Annotated in this window: 15 protein-coding genes; 9 read left to right on the top strand and 6 right to left on the bottom strand. The window is 70.8% G+C overall.

Annotation, left to right across the window (positions count from 1 at the left end):
* The first annotated feature begins 5 nt into the window (after nucleotides 1–5).
* The 4 genes from GA0070616_RS11565 to GA0070616_RS11550 all read left to right on the top strand — a co-directional run bounded on the left by GA0070616_RS11565 (nucleotide 6) and on the right by GA0070616_RS11550 (nucleotide 3,745).
* A complete protein-coding gene (locus tag GA0070616_RS11565) occupies nucleotides 6–1,619 on the top strand; it encodes an ABC transporter substrate-binding protein (RefSeq protein WP_091080729.1) in 1,614 nt (537 codons plus the stop codon).
* A 67-nt stretch (nucleotides 1,620–1,686) separates the two neighbouring features.
* Complete coding sequence (locus GA0070616_RS11560; RefSeq protein WP_091080727.1) at nucleotides 1,687–2,562, top strand: tetratricopeptide repeat protein; 876 nt, start codon at nucleotides 1,687–1,689, stop codon at nucleotides 2,560–2,562.
* A 5-nt stretch (nucleotides 2,563–2,567) separates the two neighbouring features.
* The gene (locus GA0070616_RS11555; protein ID WP_091080723.1) at nucleotides 2,568–2,768 is read left to right on the top strand and encodes a tautomerase family protein; all 201 of its coding nucleotides are present in this window, start codon (nucleotides 2,568–2,570) and stop codon (nucleotides 2,766–2,768) included.
* Nucleotides 2,765–3,745, top strand: a complete 981-nt coding sequence (locus GA0070616_RS11550; RefSeq protein ID WP_091080718.1) for a D-2-hydroxyacid dehydrogenase — start codon at nucleotides 2,765–2,767, stop codon at nucleotides 3,743–3,745. Before GA0070616_RS11555 ends, GA0070616_RS11550 begins: the two co-directional genes overlap by 4 nt.
* Nucleotides 3,746–3,953: 208 nt before the next feature.
* On the opposite strand, the gene GA0070616_RS11545 is transcribed toward GA0070616_RS11550, so the two are convergent.
* From GA0070616_RS11545 to GA0070616_RS11530, 4 genes are all read right to left on the bottom strand, one after another.
* Entirely contained in the window at nucleotides 3,954–6,089 is a 2,136-nt protein-coding gene (locus GA0070616_RS11545) for a thiamine pyrophosphate-dependent enzyme (RefSeq protein WP_245712958.1), read from the bottom strand.
* 80 nt (nucleotides 6,090–6,169) lie between these two features.
* Nucleotides 6,170–7,081, bottom strand: coding sequence for an ABC transporter permease (locus tag GA0070616_RS11540; RefSeq protein WP_245712730.1), 912 nt, complete (start codon nucleotides 7,079–7,081; stop codon nucleotides 6,170–6,172).
* On the bottom strand, nucleotides 7,071–8,018 hold the full coding sequence (gene nikB / locus GA0070616_RS11535) for a nickel ABC transporter permease (RefSeq protein WP_175440048.1): 948 nt from the start codon (nucleotides 8,016–8,018) through the stop codon (nucleotides 7,071–7,073). Before nikB ends, GA0070616_RS11540 begins: the two co-directional genes overlap by 11 nt.
* A gap of 21 nt (nucleotides 8,019–8,039) precedes the next feature.
* Nucleotides 8,040–8,570, bottom strand: a complete 531-nt coding sequence (locus tag GA0070616_RS11530; protein WP_091080707.1) for an Lrp/AsnC family transcriptional regulator — start codon at nucleotides 8,568–8,570, stop codon at nucleotides 8,040–8,042.
* Nucleotides 8,571–8,692: 122 nt separating this feature from the next.
* Between GA0070616_RS11530 and GA0070616_RS11525 the strand changes: the two genes are divergently transcribed.
* The 5 genes from GA0070616_RS11525 to GA0070616_RS11505 are packed head-to-tail and all read left to right on the top strand — an operon-like array spanning nucleotide 8,693 to nucleotide 14,358.
* Nucleotides 8,693–9,736: an ABC transporter ATP-binding protein gene (locus GA0070616_RS11525; protein ID WP_091080704.1), complete on the top strand. Its 1,044-nt coding sequence runs from the start codon at nucleotides 8,693–8,695 to the stop codon at nucleotides 9,734–9,736.
* Nucleotides 9,736–10,782, top strand: a complete 1,047-nt coding sequence (locus GA0070616_RS11520; RefSeq protein WP_091080700.1) for an ABC transporter ATP-binding protein — start codon at nucleotides 9,736–9,738, stop codon at nucleotides 10,780–10,782. The genes GA0070616_RS11525 and GA0070616_RS11520 overlap by 1 nt, the downstream gene beginning before the upstream one ends.
* Nucleotides 10,779–12,218, top strand: coding sequence for an aldehyde dehydrogenase family protein (locus tag GA0070616_RS11515; RefSeq protein WP_217628186.1), 1,440 nt, complete (start codon nucleotides 10,779–10,781; stop codon nucleotides 12,216–12,218). The genes GA0070616_RS11520 and GA0070616_RS11515 overlap by 4 nt, the downstream gene beginning before the upstream one ends.
* Before the next feature lie 8 nt (nucleotides 12,219–12,226).
* Complete coding sequence (locus GA0070616_RS11510) at nucleotides 12,227–13,183, top strand: NAD(P)-dependent oxidoreductase (RefSeq protein ID WP_091080696.1); 957 nt, start codon at nucleotides 12,227–12,229, stop codon at nucleotides 13,181–13,183.
* Nucleotides 13,180–14,358 (top strand): acyl-CoA dehydrogenase family protein, encoded by a 1,179-nt coding sequence (locus GA0070616_RS11505; protein WP_091080692.1) that lies wholly within the window; start codon nucleotides 13,180–13,182, stop codon nucleotides 14,356–14,358. Before GA0070616_RS11510 ends, GA0070616_RS11505 begins: the two co-directional genes overlap by 4 nt.
* A gap of 2 nt (nucleotides 14,359–14,360) precedes the next feature.
* Here GA0070616_RS11505 and GA0070616_RS11500 read toward each other — a convergent pair whose 3' ends face one another.
* Both GA0070616_RS11500 and GA0070616_RS11495 read right to left on the bottom strand, forming a co-directional pair.
* Entirely contained in the window at nucleotides 14,361–15,179 is an 819-nt protein-coding gene (locus tag GA0070616_RS11500) for a TlpA family protein disulfide reductase (RefSeq protein WP_139128880.1), read from the bottom strand.
* A 134-nt stretch (nucleotides 15,180–15,313) separates the two neighbouring features.
* Nucleotides 15,314–15,901, bottom strand: a complete 588-nt coding sequence (locus GA0070616_RS11495) for a TetR/AcrR family transcriptional regulator (RefSeq protein ID WP_091080685.1) — start codon at nucleotides 15,899–15,901, stop codon at nucleotides 15,314–15,316.
* Between the last annotated feature and the right edge of the window lie 34 nt (nucleotides 15,902–15,935).

Genomic DNA, 15,935 nt, shown 5'->3' with positions numbered 1-15,935 from the left:
GACCCATGCGAACTCGATTCATGACCAGGTTGCTGGCGGTGGGCGTCGTCACGGCGCTCGCGGCCGGCTGTTCCGGAGGCGGTGAGCCGCCCTCCCCCAACGGCGACAACGCCAACGACGGTCTGACCGGCAACGTCCGACTCGAAGACGAGTCGCAGCCGGCAGGCGACCCCAAGCCCGGCGGCCGACTCCGGATCATGATCCGGCTGGACGCCAACGAACTCGACCCGCACCGCATGTCGGAGACCTCGGCCTTCGTCATCAACGAGCAGGTCTACGAGTCGCTGGTGCACTCCTACCGGGGTGAGATCAAGCCGGCGATCGCCGAGTCGTGGGAGCAGAGCGCGGACGGCTTGACGCTGACCTTCAAGCTGCGCGACAACGCCTACTTCCACAGCGGGCGCCAGGTGACCGCGGCGGACGTGAAGTACTCGATCGAACGGATCCAGGACCCGGCGACCCGGGCGCCGCGCGCCCGCAGCTACGAGGGCATCACCTCCGTCACGGCTCTCGACGAGCAGACCGTCGAGATCAAGCTGGGCAAGCCGAACGCGGCCATCCTGACCCTGCTCTCCACCGCCGCCTCCTCCATCGTGGACCGCACGGTGGCCGAGGCCGAGGGCGGCCTCAACGGCAGCGTCGACGGCGGCAGCGGCCCGTTCAAGCTGGCCTCGCGGGTCGCCGGCCAGGCCATCAAGCTCGACAAGCACGACAGGTACTGGGAACCGGGTGTGCCCTACCTCGACGGGATGGACTTCACCTTCAACCCGGACGACAACGCCCGCGCCGCGGCGATCCGCAGCGGCACGGTCGACTTCCTCTGGCGTCCCGCGCCCGAGTTCATCGACGCCCTCAAGCGCGACGAGGACCTCAAGTGGTACGGCGGCTCCGGCTCGCTGTCGTTGCACCTGCGGCTCAACACCTCCCGGGCGCCGTTCGACAACGTGAAGGTCCGGCAGGCCATCTACCTGGCACTCGACCGCCAGGAGATCCTGAACGTGGCGAACTCCGGCTTCGGGACCCCGCTCAACGCGGGATACCTGCCGCCGGACCGGTTCGGCGCGCTGTCCGAGCCGGTGTACGGCGAGCCCGACATCGAGAAGGCCAAGTCCCTGCTGGCCGAGGCCGGTTACCCGGACGGCTTCGAGACGAACCTCCTGGTCATCGCCACGTCGGCGTTCCAGGTGCGCTCGGCCGAGGTGGAGCAGCAGCAGCTCGCCAAGATCGGGATCAAGGTGACCATCGAGTCGGTGGAGGCCACCATCGCGGACACCAAGACCAAGTCCGCCGACTTCGACATGTACCAGTCCGGGTTCGGCCTGACCTACGACCCCGACGAGCGGTTCACCGCCAGCTTCCTCTCCGGCGGCGGACTGAACTACGGCAACTGGTCCGACCCCGAGTACGAGGACCTGGTGGTGCGGGCCCGCTCCGAACTGGACCGGGACAAGCGCGACGAGCTGTACCAGCAGGCCGAGAAGATCCTGGCCGAACGCGGGCCGGTGGCCATGACCTTCCTCAACGCGGACTTCGACGTGGTGCAGAAGGACGTCATGGGTTACCGCGGCGACCCCACCCCGACCTACCGCTTCTACCGGAACATCTGGCTCGACCGATGACGAGCCGTGGAGGGGGCGCCGGGATTCCGGCGCCCCCTCCGCCACCGCTGTGACGAAAGGCAGCCCCATGACGTCCGTACCGCTGACCGACCGCTACATCATCGCCGCCCGGCTCAAGGGCTATCTCAACAAGCACGAAGAGTCCGTCGCCCTGCTCACCGAGGCGCTCGAACTGGAGCCGAACAGCCCGCGCCTGCTGCGCTTCCGCGGGCACCGGCGGATCTCGATCGGCGACTACACCGGGGCCGTCGAGGATCTGCGAACCGCCGCCGACCAACTGCCCGGCGTCGAGGACGAGTACGAGATGTACCAGCCCGAGGTGGAGAAGGACGTCGTCAGCCTCATCCTCGGTCGGCCCGAGCGGGTACGGCCGCAGCACCTCACCGACACCCGGGCCGCCGAGGACCCGGAGGCGCTCGGCCGGTACAACACGACGCTGCACACCTCCGTCTGGTACCACCTCGGCGTGGCCCAGTACCTGCTCGGTGACTTCGAGGGCTGCCTGCCCAGCTTCCGCGCGGCCGAGAAGTCCTCGCGGCACCAGGAGGGCACCGTGGCGTCGCAGGACTGGCAGTACATGGCGCTGCGCCGGCTCGGCCGGCCGGCGGAGGCCGAGCAGGTGCTCGACCGGTTCCGCCAGATCACCCTCGTCGAGGAGGACCACCTGGTCGGATACGAGGGTCGCATGCAGCTCTACACCGGGCAGATCACCCCGGAGCAGCTGTGGGCGACGTGTGACGGCAACAAGCTCAAGACCGTCACGCAGGGTTACGGTCTCGGCAACTGGCACTACTACCAGGGCGACGTGGACAAGGCCCGGGAGGTCTTCGACGGCGTCCTGCGGACCGGTGTCACGCACGCCTTCGCCTACCTGGCGGTGAAGTCGGAATACTCCCGCAACCCCGACTTCGCCGGGGCGGCAACAACAGCTGAGGAGAACTGAGGAACATGGCGATCATCAGGGCCGAGATCGGCAAGCGCGATCAGGAGACCAAGAACGCGATCATCGCCGAGCTGACCGATGTGCTGGTCAAGTACGGCTCGCCGCGCGAGAACACCCACGTCCTGCTGTACGAGGTGTCGTACGACAACTGGGCCAAGGGCGGCGTGACGTACAACGAACGGAAGCGTGCGCAGGAATCGTCATGACCGTCGCCGCCGCAGGACCGCACGTCCTGATCACCCCGAACCTGGCCGGGCTGCTGCCGCAGCTGCGCGAGCGCTATCCGCAGTGCCGGTTCACGCCCGTGCCGGATGACGAGCCGGTCCGCGAGGAGTATCTCGACGCCGAGGTCATCCTGCGCAGCGCGATGAACGAGGAGACGTTCGACGCGCTGCTGAGCAAGTGTGACCGGCTGCGCTGGGTGCAGATCACCGCCGCCGGCTTCGACTGGGTGGGCGGCGACATCATGCGGCGTCGCCTCGACGAGGGCTTGGTCTACACCCGTTCCGCCAACTCGTACAACGTGCCGATCGCCGAGTACGTCATCGGCGCGGTGCTCCTGCACTCGCGGGCGTTTCCCGCGCTGCACGAGGCGCAGGAGCGCCGGGAATGGTCGTCGGTCGTCGCCCGGGACCTCGTCGGCAGCACCATGCTGGTCTTCGGCACCGGCGGGATCGGGCGCGAGGTGGCCTGGCGGGCCCGGGGACTGGGCGTCACCGTGATCGGGGTCAACCGGGCCGGTACGCCCGTCGAGGGGTTCGACCGGGTGGTCCCGTTCGCCGACCACCTCGCATTGCTGCCCGAGGCCGACTCCGTGGTGCTGGCCATGCCCCTGACGGCCGAGAACCGGTACTTCTTCGACGCCGGGCACTTCGCGGCCATGCGGGAGACCGGGATCCTGGTCAACGTCGGACGGGGTGCGCTGATCGTCGAGGACGCGCTCGTCGACGCCATGCGGCAGGGCCGGATCGCCGCTGCCGTGCTCGACGTGTTCGAGCAGGAACCCCTGCCCCCGGAGCACCGGTTGTGGGGCCTGCCCCGCACGACGGTCACCCCGCACACGTCGTTCCGTGGCTCCGGCAACCTGCAACGGCTCTACGCCGACTTCTGCGCCAACCTCGACCGTTACCTGGCCGGTGAGCCGTTGGCCGGTACGAAGCGTCAGCCCGACCTGGGGTACTGACCCACCGACCCGCGACGGCGGCGGCCCACCCGGACCACGGTTGGGCCGCCGCCGTTCCGGCGTCGGGGTGGACAGCGGCCAACCGGGGCGGGGGCAGCGCTCGGGATCGGGCGGGGCAGCGCTCGGATCGGGCGGGGACAGCGCTCGGATCGACGGGCAGCAGAAGGGGCCCTTCCCACCGGGGTGGGAAGGGCCCCTTCTCGCGTACTCAGTCGAGCAGCGAACGGGCCGCCGTCAGCACGTCGTCCTCGCGCAGCAGCACCTGGTCGGCGGCCGGGCCCAGCGGAATGTAGCTGTCGACGCTGTTGACCCGGGCGATCCGGCCGGCGAAGCCGGCGTCGACCAGGGCGGCCACCACCGCCTCGGAGATGCCGCCGCTGGTGCGGGTCTCGTCCACGACGAGGACCCGGCTGATCCCGTGCAGGGCGGCGCGCAGGCTCGCGGCCGGCAGCGGCGCGAGCCACTGCAGGTCGACGACCCGGGCGCTGACCTGGCGTTCCCGAGCGAGGGTCCCGGCCACCCGTAGGCTCATCGGCACGCCGTTGCCGAAGGTCACCATCGCCAGGTCGGTGCCCTGGCGTACCGTCCGCACCTCGCCCAGGGGGTTCTCCGCCGTCGACCAGTCCGCCGGCGCCGGGTACGGGGCGAGCCAGCCGCCGTCGCCCTCGGCGTGCAGGTCACGACGGTGGTAGAGGGCGATCGGCTCCAGGAAGACGCAGACCCGACCCTCCTGCTCGGCCAGGGCGAGGCACTGCCGCAGCAGAGCCGGGGCGGTGGCCGGGTGCGAGGCGACGGCCAGGGCCAGGCCGGGGATGTCCCGCAGCACCGCCACCGAGTTGTCGTTGTGGAAGTGCCCGCCGAACCCCTGCTGGTAGGCCAGACCGGCGATCCGCACGACCATGCCGTTGGCGTACTGCCCGGCGGAGAAGAAGCGCAGCGACCCGGCCTCACCGCGGAGCTGGTCCTCGGCGTTGTGCAGGTACGCCAGGTACTGGATCTCCGGGATCGGCAGCGTGCCGGCCAGTGCCCCACCGAGCGCCACCCCGAGGATGGTCTGCTCGTCGAGGAGGGTGTCGAAGACCCGGTTGGCGCCGAAGACCTTCCGCAGCCCCCGGGTCACGCCGTAGACGCCGCCCTTGCGGGCCACGTCCTCGCCGAAGACCTGGGACTGCGGCCAGGTGAGCATCGCGTCGTGCAGGGCGGCATTGATCGACTGGGCCAGGGTGAGGGGCCCGCGTGACTCGGGGAGCTTCCCGGCGAACGCCCGCTCCCGGCCGGAGCCGGCGCGGCACGCCGAGGAGCTGACCCGGTCCACCCGGCGCACGGTCAACGGAGCGGTCACCGCCGCCGCGCTGTCCAGCCGCTCGACCCGGCCCGGCAGCAGCTCGGCCTGGTCCATGACCAGCTTGCGGGCGTGCTCGTAGCGGGCGAGGGTCTCGGCCGGGCTCAGGATCCGGCGCCGCGCGAGCAGGGCCGCCGTCGCCAGGATCGGGTCGCGGGCATGGTCGGCGACGATCTCCGCCCGCGTCCGGTAGGCCAACTCCGCGTCGGAGCCGGCATGCCCCATGAACCGTACGGTGCTCAGGTGCAGCACGGCGGGCCGACGTCGGGTACGCACCTGCCGCGCGACGTCGGTCGCCGTGGCGAGCAGGCCGGCGGGATCCGTGCCGGCGGCGTACACGTAGTCGATGCCGGGCAGGGTCGACAGCATCCGCCGGACCCAGCCGCGCGGGGAGCGGGTGCTGATCCCGATGCCGTTGTCCTCACAGACGAACAGCAGCGGCATCGGGATTCCCTGGTGGGCGGTGTAGCCGACGGCGTTGAGCGCGCCGGCCGCCGTGGAGTGGTTGGCCGACGCGTCGCCGAAACTGCACACCACCACCGCGTCGGCCGGGTAACCGGTGTCGGTGGTGCCGCGGTCGAGCGCGAACGCCAGGCCCATCGCCCGGGGCAGGTGCGAGGCGATCGTCGAGGTCTGCGGAATGATGTTCAGGGCCGGGTGGCCGAAGACCTTGTGCCGGCCACCGGAGATCGGGTCGAGCCGGGACGCGGCTGCGGAGTGGAGCACGTCCGCGATCGGGGTGGACCCGGCGACCTGGCCGGCCCGCGCCGCGTAGAAGCCCCCGGAGCGGTAGTGCAGCAGGGCCGGATCGGTCGCGCGCAGCGCCAGCGCGACGGCGGCGTTGCTCTCGTGACCACTGGACCCGATCGTGTAGAAGCCCTCCCGCCGGGACTGCAACCACCGCAACGCGAGGTCGAGGTGCCGGCTCTGGATCTGGGCGTCGAGATAGTCCAGCAACAGCCCGGGGTCGACGTCGACGTCCGGGGAGGTCTCCTCGGGCAGGGGCTGGCCCGAGGACCACCCGGTGAGCCGGCGAACCAGATGGTCGTCGATGGATTCCACGTGCGTGTGCTCCTTGCGGGTCAGCGATCGGATCTGCCCCGCAGCCGCGGGTCCAGAACGTCGCGGAGGGTGTCACCCAACAGGTTGAAACCGAGGACGGCGATCATGATGCAGACCCCGGGCACGACCGACGGCCAGATCGAGATCTCCATGAAGGACTTGCCGCTGGAGAGCATCGAGCCCCAGGACGGCTGTGGCGGCTGCACGCCGAGGCCGAGGTAGCCCAGGGACGCCTCGATCAGGATCGCGTAGGCGAGGCTCGTGGTGAACTGCACCGCGATCGGGGCGACCGAGTTGGGCAGGATGTACTTGAGGATGAGCCGGGTGTTGCTCAGCCCGACCGCCCGACCGGACTCCACGTACGGCTCCCTGCGTACCGACAGGGCGGTGCCGCGCACGATCCGGGCGAAGCTGGGGATGAAGACGATGACCAGGGCCAGGATCAGGTTCTCCGTGCCGGGACCGCGGGCGGCCACCACCGCGAGGGCCAGCAGCAGGGTGGGGAACGAGAACATGATGTCGGTGGCCGGGGTGATGACCGCGTCGATCGCCCCCCGGAAGAAGCCGGCGAGCAGCCCCAGCAGGACGCCGATGGCCCCGGCGCAGGTCACCACGATCAGGCTGACGGTCAACGAGGTGCGTGCGCCGTACAGCGCCCGGCTGAGCAGGTCGCGGCCGGCCTCGTCGGCGCCGAGCAGGAAGTCGCCGCCGGGCGGGGCGAGTCGCTGGCTGGACATCGCGGTCGGGTCGTAGGGGGCGATGAGCGGGGCGAGCGCCGCGGCGGCGGTCATGAGCAGCACGATGACCAGGCCGATCGCGCCGACCCGGTCCCGCACCATCAGCCGCAGGAGTTGGAGGCCACGACGTCCCGTCGCGGTGGAGGGGGCCGACTGCTCGGGACGAGGAGGGCTGGAGACGTTTTCAGTGACCACTGCGCAGCCTCGGATCCAGGTAGGTGTAGATGAGGTCGACGAGGAAGTTGACGACGACGTAGAAGAGGGCCAGGAAGAGCAGAGTGCCCTGGACGACCGGGTAGTCGCGCTGGCTGATCCCGCGGATGACCATCGTGCCGAGCCCCGGCCACGCGAAGACCTGCTCCACGATGACGGTGCCGCCCAGCAGCGCACCCGCCTGGATGCCCAGGACGGTCACCACCGGGATCAGCGAGTTGCGCAGCGCGTGGCGGACCATGACGGCGCGTTCACCCAGCCCCTTGGCGCGGGCGGTGCGCACGTAGTCCTGGTTGAGCACCTCCAGCATGCTCGACCGGGTCATCCGCATGCTGATCGCCGCCAGGCTGGCGCCGAGGGTCACCGAGGGGAGGACGAGGTACTTCAGGCTTCCCACGAAGCCCTCACCCTCCCCCGCGCCCTGTGACGGCAGCCAGCCCAGCGAGACCGAGAAGACGTACACCAGCAGGATGCCCAGCCAGAAGTTGGGCAGGGACAGCCCGATCAGCGAGGCGACCCGGGTGCTCGCGTCGAGCAGACCGTTGCGCTTGGTGGCGCTGAGCACGCCGAGCGGGATCGAGATGAGGATCGAGACCAGCAGCGCCGACACCGCGAGCAGCAGGGTGGCGGGGAAGCGCTGCATGATCTCTTCGAGCACCGGCTGCCCGGTCCGCATCGAGGTGCCGAGGTCACCCTGGAGGAGGGCACCGAACCACCGGACGAACTGCTCGTACACGGGCACGTCGAGCCCGAAGTAGCGGCGCATCTCCGCTTCGATCGCGGGGTCGCCGAAGTCCTGGCCCATGATCGAGCTGATCACGTCGCCGGGGATCATGCGGATCACCAGGAACGAGATCACCGAGATCCCGAGCAGGACCGGAACAACGGATAACAGGCGGGTCAGCGTGATGCGCAGCATTGCTTGTCTCTCCCGGTCCGATCAGGTTGTGGAGCCGAGTACGCCGAGTTCGCGGTCCGCCTCCCAGGCGGGATCCTCGTCACCGGTGACGGCGATGTCGCGCGCCCACTCGTGCGCGCGCTTGGCGACCCGCAGCACCATGACCGACCGGCTCTCCATCACCCCGTCGAGGTGACCGAGCCGCTCGGTCCAGAACTGGCGCATGGCGTTGCTGGAGGCGAAGTAGCCGACGGCGATGATGTCGAACTGCCCGGTCACGTGGTACACGTACGAGATCTCCGGCATGCCGGCGAGCTTGTCGATGAGCTGCTCCGTGGCTCCGGGCGCGCTCTGGATCTCGAAGAGTGTGTGCACCGGCCGCCCCATGAAGGCGGCGCTGGGGATCGCAGCGAACTGCAACTGCCCTTCGGTGATGAGCCGTTCCATCCGTCGCCGGACGGAACCTTCGGAAAGGCCGACCTTTGCCGCCAGCGCGACATTTGTCTGCCTCGGGTCCTTGACGAGTTCCCGGATGATGCTGCGATCTTTTTCGATCGAGCTCTTCGAAGCCATCTTGCTCCAACTCCTAGATGACGGAATTCGTCGCTGACGGGAGCCTAGACGACGAACATCGTCTGTGCAACACTCCCGGTTGACGAATGGCGGCGGTCGGCAGTCTAGCTTGAGGAGGATCGATGGCTCTGTTGGAGGTGCGGGACCTGCGTACCGAATTCCGCGCTGCGCGCGGTTCGGTGACCGCTGTGGACGGTGTCTCCTTCACCGTCGACGCGGGCGAGATGGTCGCGCTGGTGGGAGAGTCCGGCTGTGGCAAGTCCGCCACGGCGCAGTCCATCATGGGCCTGATCGTTCCGCCGGCCGGGCAGGTGACCGGCGGGCAGGTGCTCTTCGAGGGCCGGGACCTGCTGCGCCTGCGGCCCCGCGAGCTGCGGGCCGTACGCGGCAAGGGCATCGCGATGATCTTCCAGGACCCGATGACCTCGCTGAATCCGGTGCTGACCGTGGGCAGGCAGCTCACCGAGGCCCTGCGGATGCACCTCGGGATGAACCGCCGGGCCGCCCGGGCACGGGCGATCGAGCTGCTGGACATGGTGCGCATCCCGGCGGCGGAGACCCGCCTGGGCTCCTATCCGCACCAGCTCTCCGGGGGCATGCGGCAACGCGTGATGATCGCGATGGCGCTCTCCTGCAACCCCCGGCTGATCCTCGCCGACGAGATCACCACCGCGCTCGACGTCACCATCCAGGCGCAGATCCTGGAGCTGCTCCGCGATCTGGCCCAGCAGACCCGGACCGCCGTCCTGTTCATCACCCACGACCTCGGGGTCGTCGCGGGCATGGCGGAACGCGTCAACGTGATGTACGCCGGCCAGATCGTCGAGCGGGCCGAGACGGTCGACCTGTTCCACCGCCCGCAGATGCCCTACACCTGGGGGCTGCTGGGTTCGGTGCCCCGGCTCGACCTCGTCCGTGGCGGCCGGCTGCGGCCCATCGCCGGCCGCCCGCCGGAACTGTCGGAGCTGCCGGACGGGTGCCGGTTCGCCCCCCGCTGCGTACACGCCCGCACCACCTGCCAGGACAGTGCCCCCCAGTTGATCTCCACCTGCGAGACGCCGACGCGGGGCCAGCTGACCCGGTGCTGGGGCATGCGCCCCACCGACCAGGGCGGATGGCTCACCGTCCAGGACCGGCACGCCGACCTTGCGACGGAGGAGAGCTGATGTCCCAAGCCCCTGCCACCACACCGGACCAGTCCCTGCTGCGGGTGCGCGACCTGGCGGTCGACTTCAAGGTGCCGGTGCCGGGTTCGCTCCGGTCGGCCCGGCTGCGCGCCGTGTCCGGAGTGGACCTCGACATCCGACGCGGCGAGATCATCGGGGTGGTGGGCGAATCCGGCTGCGGCAAGTCCACCACCGGGCGCGCGATCCTCCAGCTCATCAAGCCCAGCAGCGGAACGGTGACCTTCGACGGCACCGAACTGACCACGCTGGGCCGGGGCCGGATGCGGGCGATGCGCCGCCGGATGCAGATGATCTTCCAGGATCCGTTCGCCTCGCTGAACCCGCGCATGTCGATCGGCGAACTGATCGAGGAGCCGCTGCTGGTCCACTCGGACCTGTCCGCAGCCGGGCGCCGGAACAAGGCACTCGAAACCATGCAGATGGTCGGGCTCAGCGCCCGGTGGCACGACCGCTATCCACACGAGTTCTCCGGCGGCCAGCGCCAGCGGGTGGGCATCGCGCGGGCCCTGGTCAGCAACCCGGAGTTCATCGTCGCCGACGAGCCGGTGTCCGCGCTGGACGTCTCGGTGCAGGCGCAGATCGTCAACCTGCTCGCGCAGTTGCAGGAGGACCTGGGCCTGACGATGATGTTCATCGCGCACGACCTGGCCGTCGTACGCCACCTCTGCGACCGCATCGCCGTCATGTACCTGGGCACCGTCGTGGAGGTCGGCGAGTGCGAGGACATGTACCGCCAGCCGCAGCACCCCTACACGAAGGCACTGCTGTCGGCGGTGCCGATCCCCGATCCACTGGTCGAGACCGAGCGCAGGCGGCTCATCCTCACCGGAGACGTGCCGAGCCCGCTCAGCCCGCCCAGCGGGTGCCGGTTCCGTACCCGGTGCTGGAAGGCGCAGGACATCTGTGCGGTGCAGGAGCCGCCGCTGGCCTCGGCCGGTACCGGCCACCAGGTCGCCTGCCACTTCCCCGAGGGCCCCGGTCCGCAGGACCAGCCGGTCGTCGCCGCAGCCGGTGGTCGGACGTGACGCCGGTGCCGTACCACCGCAATCTCGTCGACGGGCAGTGGGTCGACGGGGAACGGCGGCCGAACGTCAACCCCGCGCGCCCCGGCGAGGTCGTCAGCGAGTACGCCCACGCCGGTCGGGAAACGGTGCGCGCGGCGATCGAGGCCGCCCGCTCCGCCCAGCCCGGCTGGGCGAACCGGCCCGTCGGGGACCGGATGGAGATCCTGGACCACATCGGTGCCGCCATCCTGCGACGTACCGAGGAACTCGCCGTCCTGCTCTCTCGGGAGGAGGGCAAGCTGCTCAGCGAGGCGCGGGGGGAGGTCACCCGGGCCGGTCAGACCTTCCGGTACTACGCCCACCAGCTCCTGCAACCGCAGGGCGAGGTCTACTCGTCCACCCGCCAGGGGGTGCACGCCGAGGTACGGCGCAGGCCGCTGGGCGTCGTCGGCGTCATCACGCCGTGGAACTACCCGCTGGCGATACCGGCGTGGAAGATCGCGCCCGCGCTCGCCTACGGCAACGCGGTCGTGCTCAAGCCGGCCGAACTGGTCACCGCCTCGGCCGGGGAACTCGCCCGCATCATCGCCGGGTCCGGGCTGCCGCCCGGCGTCTTCAACCTCGTCATGGGGGCAGGTGGCGTGGTCGGCGAGGAACTGCTGACCTCGACCGGGATCGACGGCATCTCCTTCACCGGGAGCACCCGCACCGGAACCCACGTCGCGCAGCAGTGCCTCGCCCACGGCAACAAGCGGTTCCAACTGGAGATGGGCGGCAAGAACCCGCTCGTGGTGCTCGACGACGCCGACCTGGAGGTGGCGGTGCGTTGCGCCCTGGACGGCAGCTTCTTCAGCAGCGGCCAGCGCTGCACCGCGTCGAGCCGGCTGATCGTGCAGGCGGGCATCCACGACCGGTTCGTCGAGGCGCTGGCCGCGGCGGCCGACGCGCTGCGGGTCGGGGACCCGCTCGACCCGCTCAGCGAGGTGGGGCCCGTGGTCAGCCCGGAGCAGTTGGCCCAGAACCTCGACTACGTCCGGATCGGGCTGGACGAGGGCGCGACCGTGGTGGCCGGTGGGGCGCACCGGCCCGACGAGGGCCAGTTCATGCGGCCCACCCTCTTCGCCGACGCGCGCAACGACATGCGGCTGGCCCGGGAGGAGATCTTCGGCCCGGTGTCCTGTGTGATCCGGGTCGACGACCTGGAAGAGTCCATCGGCGTCGCCAACGACACCCGCTACGGGTTGTCCGCCGGGATCGTGACGACGTCACTGTCGGCAGCCGAACGGTTCAAGCGGGACGCCCGCGCCGGCATCGTGACGGTCAACCTGCCCACCGCCGGGACGGAACTGCACCTGCCCTTCGGCGGCAGCGGTGCCTCCAACCACGGCCCACGCGAACAGGGCACCTACGCGCGCGACTTCTACTGCGTGCCGGTGACCTGCTACACCGGCTGGTGAGGACGGACATGAGACCGAAGATCCTGCTCACCGAGCCCATCGCGGCGGCCGGCATGGAGTTGCTGCGCGGCGTCGGCGAGGTGCACGTCGCCCACGCCACGGACCCGGGAGCACTGGCCGCCGGCCCGCTCCCCACCGCGGACGCCCTCGTGGTGCGCTCCTCACCGGTGACGGCCGGCATGCTCGAAGCCGCCCGGCGGCTCAAGGTCGTCGGCCGGCACGGCGCCGGGCTGGACGGCATCGACCTGGCGGCGGCCGAGCGCCTGGGCATCCGGGTGGTCGGCACGCCCGGCGCCAACGCCGAATCCGTGGCCGAGTTCGTCATCCTGGCCGCCCTCACCCTCGCCCGGCAGGCACCGCTGGCCACGGCGTCGTTGCGGCAGGGTGCCTTCGCAGCCGGTCGGTCGCTGCCGTCCGCGGTCGTCGCGGCCGGGCTGACCGGGACCATGCTGGCCGGTCGTACCCTGGGCCTGGTGGGGCTCGGTGCGATCGGCCGAGGCGTCGCCGCCCGCGCCCGGGGCCTGGGTATGACGGTCATCGGGTACGACGTCGCCGTCACCACCCCACCCGAGGGCGTACGCCTGGTCGACCTCGACCAACTCCTGCGCGACGCCGACGTGGTGAGCCTGCACGTGCCCCAGACCGCGCAGACCGCCGGGCTCGTCGGCGCCGCCAACCTCGCCCGGATGCGACCCGGCGCCCTCCTGGTGAACACGGCGCGGGCCGGTGTCGTGGACAGCGCGGCCGTGCTCGCCGCGCTCGACGCCGGTCAGCTCGGGGGCTACGCGGTGGACGTCTTCCACCCCGAACCGCCGGACCCCGAAGACCCGCTGCTGCACCATGCTCGGGTCTTCGCCACCCCGCACATGGCGGCGATGACCCACGACGCGCTGGACGCGATGGCCGTCGCCGTGGCGCGTGGCGTGATCGCGCACCTGGAAGCCCCGGAAGGAAACGAATCGTGACCCTGCCCGCCCCCGCGCCCACCCTCGCGTACTTCGGCGTCGACGCGCTCGTCGACGACGACACCCGCGAACTCCAGGCCGCCGTCCGCGGCTTCGTCGACCGGCGGATCCGCCCACACATCGCCACCTGGTACGAGCAGGGTCACCTGCCCGCCCGGGAGTTGGCCCTCGAACTCGGTGAGCTCGGCGTGCTCGGCATGCACCTGGAGGGCTACGGCTGCGCGGGCACCTCCGCGGTCGCGTACGGCCTGGCCTGTTTCGAGCTGGAGGCGGGCGACTCGGGGCTGCGCTCCCTGGTCTCGGTGCAGGGGTCGCTGGCCATGTACGCCATCTGGCGATTCGGCTCCGAGGAACAGAAGCAGCAGTGGCTGCCCCGGATGGCCGCGGGCGAGACGATCGGCTGCTTCGGCCTGACCGAACCGGATTTCGGTTCCGACCCGGCCGGCATGCGCACCAGCGCCCGCCGCGACGGGGGCGACTGGGTGCTGAACGGCACCAAGATGTGGATCACCAACGGTTCCGTCGCCGACGTCGCCGTGGTGTGGGCCCGCACCGACGAGGGCATCCGTGGCTTCGTCGTCCCCGCGGGCACCCCCGGCTTCACCGCCCCGGAGATCACCCGCAAGCTCTCCCTGCGCGCCTCGGTGACCTCGGAACTCGTCCTCGACGACGTGCGGCTGCCCGCCGACGCGATGTTGCCGGAGGCCGCCGGCCTGTCCGGCCCGCTGTCGTGCCTCAACGAGGCCCGCTTCGGCATCGTGTTCGGGGCGCTGGGCGCGGCCCACGACTGTCTGGACACGACGATCGGGTACGCGCGCAGTCGCCAGATCTTCGACCGGCCACTCGCCGCCTACCAGGCCACCCAACTCAAGATCGCGGACATGGGGTTGGAGCTGGGCAAGGGGATGCTGCTGGCGTTGCAACTCGCCGCGTTGAAGGACGCGGGCACCCTCGATCACCGGCAGGTCAGCCTGGGCAAGCTCAACAGCGTGCGGGAGGCCATCGCCATCGCCCGCGAGTGCCGGTCCATCCTCGGCGCGGCCGGGATCACCCTCGACTACCCGATCATGCGGCACTCGGCGAACCTCGAGAGCGTGCTCACCTACGAGGGCACCTCCGAGGTGCACCAGCTGATCATCGGGCAGGTGCTGACCGGCCATTCCGCCTTCCGCTGATCTCACCTTGTCGCCGTGAGCGCCAGGGCGAGCGTCAGCACCCCGACGACACCGAGGGCGATCGCGGCGGCGCTGCCGCGCCGGTCGTGAGGTAGCCGGCCGAACAGGACGGAGAGTCGCCCGAGCAGGGCGAGCGGGGGCGCGGCGAGCCAGACGTCGCGCTCCACCTTGGCTCCGGCGGCACGGACCACGCCGGGCAGGTGGCCGACCGCGCGCAGCAGCGGCCCGACCATGGCCCGGCTGCGCCCGCGCCTCGGCCGCCGGCCCGCCGTCAGATCGGCCAGCGCGGCACGTAGGCCGCGCTCGTCGTTGGCCCAGTGTGCCCGGAAGCGGATCACGCCGTCGGGGTCGAGCAGGTACGCGGAGTTCGGTTTGGGACTGACGGCGCGGTGCAGGGTGCCGTCGATGTCGTCGGTCGCCACCTCGAACGGCAGCCGGTGGTGCCGGCGCAGGTTCTCGGCGTGCCGCCACTTCTCGGCCGGGGTGCGGGGCTGGCCGATGGTGTCGCCGGGATGGGCCTCCCGGGTGTTCACCAGCACGAACCGCACCCGGTCGCCGTACTCGGCGTGCAGGCTGCGCAGCACCGGGCCGGCGCTCTCGGTGACGGGGCAGGTGCGGGAGCCGAAGACGAGCAGCACGGGGTGGGGGCCGAGGTCGTCGCTGCGCACCCGGCCGCCGCCGACGACAGGCAGGTCGAAGGCGGGTACGGGGTCGCCGGGTCCGGGCGCGTCCGGGCCGAAGGTGAGGTCGTCGAGGAGCAGCGCGGTGCGGAAGGTGTCGAAGCGGTACCGCCGGCCGGCCTCGGCGTGGGTCTGGGTCATGGGAACCTCCGTCTGGGTCACGGGAATCTCGGTCCGGGTCACGGGAATCTCGGTCCGGGTCACGGGAACCTCCGGGAACTTGACTGTTCGGTCAACTGGCGGGGTGTGGCGAGGCTGGTCGAGGGCGGTGACGCTCAGGCGCCCAGGAGGGCCCGGACCGCGGCGCGGGACTGCTCGACCAGCCGTGGCTGGTCGTACGCCTTGGCGAGCAGCGCCATCCCCTGTAGGTGGGCGAGGATGCCGAGCGCGGCGGTCCGGGGGTCGATCGCGCCGGGCAGGTCGCCGCGAACCTGCGCCTCCCGGACCGCGTCGGAGAAGTAGCGCGCCCAGGAGTCGAGGATCTCGGTGATCCGGGTGCGGGTGGCGGCGTCGGCGGTGGACAGCTCCGCCGTCAGGTTGCCCAGCGGGCAGCCGGGTGTCGTGGGCATTTCGTTGCGGGCCCTGGCCATCATGGCGGCGAAGCCCGCGACGAAGCGGTCGATGCGGTCCAGTGGTGGGATCTCGGCGTCGAAGGCCTCGTCGAGCAGGGCCCGCATCATCGCCCAGTTGGCCTCCAGCACGGCCAGGCCGAGCGCCTCCTTCGAGGCGAAGAAGTGGTAGAGGCTGCCTCGTCGTACGTCGGCGGCGGCGCAGATGTCCTCCACACTGACCTCTGCGTACGAGGAGCCGTGGATGAGGTCGCGGGCGACACGGACGAGCCGGTCCCGGGTGTCGGACGGCATGTGCGAGGACCTCCGGAGTTGACTGATCGGTCAA

The organism is Micromonospora nigra (assembly GCF_900091585.1).
Classification (GTDB): Bacteria; Actinomycetota; Actinomycetes; order Mycobacteriales; family Micromonosporaceae; genus Micromonospora; species Micromonospora nigra.
The sequence above is the reverse complement of the archived record's forward strand: the minus strand, read 5'-3'. Positions and strand labels throughout refer to the sequence as shown.

Bases quoted from the DNA above. Each gene is read 5' to 3' on its own strand.
- GA0070616_RS11565 (WP_091080729.1), top strand. From the start codon at position 6: ATGCGAACTCGATTCATGACCAGGTTGCTGGCGGTGGGCGTCGTCACG.
- GA0070616_RS11560 (WP_091080727.1), top strand. From the start codon at position 1,687: ATGACGTCCGTACCGCTGACCGACCGCTACATCATCGCCGCCCGGCTC.
- GA0070616_RS11555 (WP_091080723.1), top strand. From the start codon at position 2,568: ATGGCGATCATCAGGGCCGAGATCGGCAAGCGCGATCAGGAGACCAAG.
- GA0070616_RS11550 (WP_091080718.1), top strand. From the start codon at position 2,765: ATGACCGTCGCCGCCGCAGGACCGCACGTCCTGATCACCCCGAACCTG.
- nikB (WP_175440048.1), bottom strand. From the start codon at position 8,018: ATGCTGCGCATCACGCTGACCCGCCTGTTATCCGTTGTTCCGGTCCTG.
- GA0070616_RS11530 (WP_091080707.1), bottom strand. From the start codon at position 8,570: ATGGCTTCGAAGAGCTCGATCGAAAAAGATCGCAGCATCATCCGGGAA.
- GA0070616_RS11525 (WP_091080704.1), top strand. From the start codon at position 8,693: ATGGCTCTGTTGGAGGTGCGGGACCTGCGTACCGAATTCCGCGCTGCG.
- GA0070616_RS11520 (WP_091080700.1), top strand. From the start codon at position 9,736: ATGTCCCAAGCCCCTGCCACCACACCGGACCAGTCCCTGCTGCGGGTG.
- GA0070616_RS11510 (WP_091080696.1), top strand. From the start codon at position 12,227: ATGAGACCGAAGATCCTGCTCACCGAGCCCATCGCGGCGGCCGGCATG.
- GA0070616_RS11500 (WP_139128880.1), bottom strand. From the start codon at position 15,179: ATGACCCAGACCCACGCCGAGGCCGGCCGGCGGTACCGCTTCGACACC.
- GA0070616_RS11495 (WP_091080685.1), bottom strand. From the start codon at position 15,901: ATGCCGTCCGACACCCGGGACCGGCTCGTCCGTGTCGCCCGCGACCTC.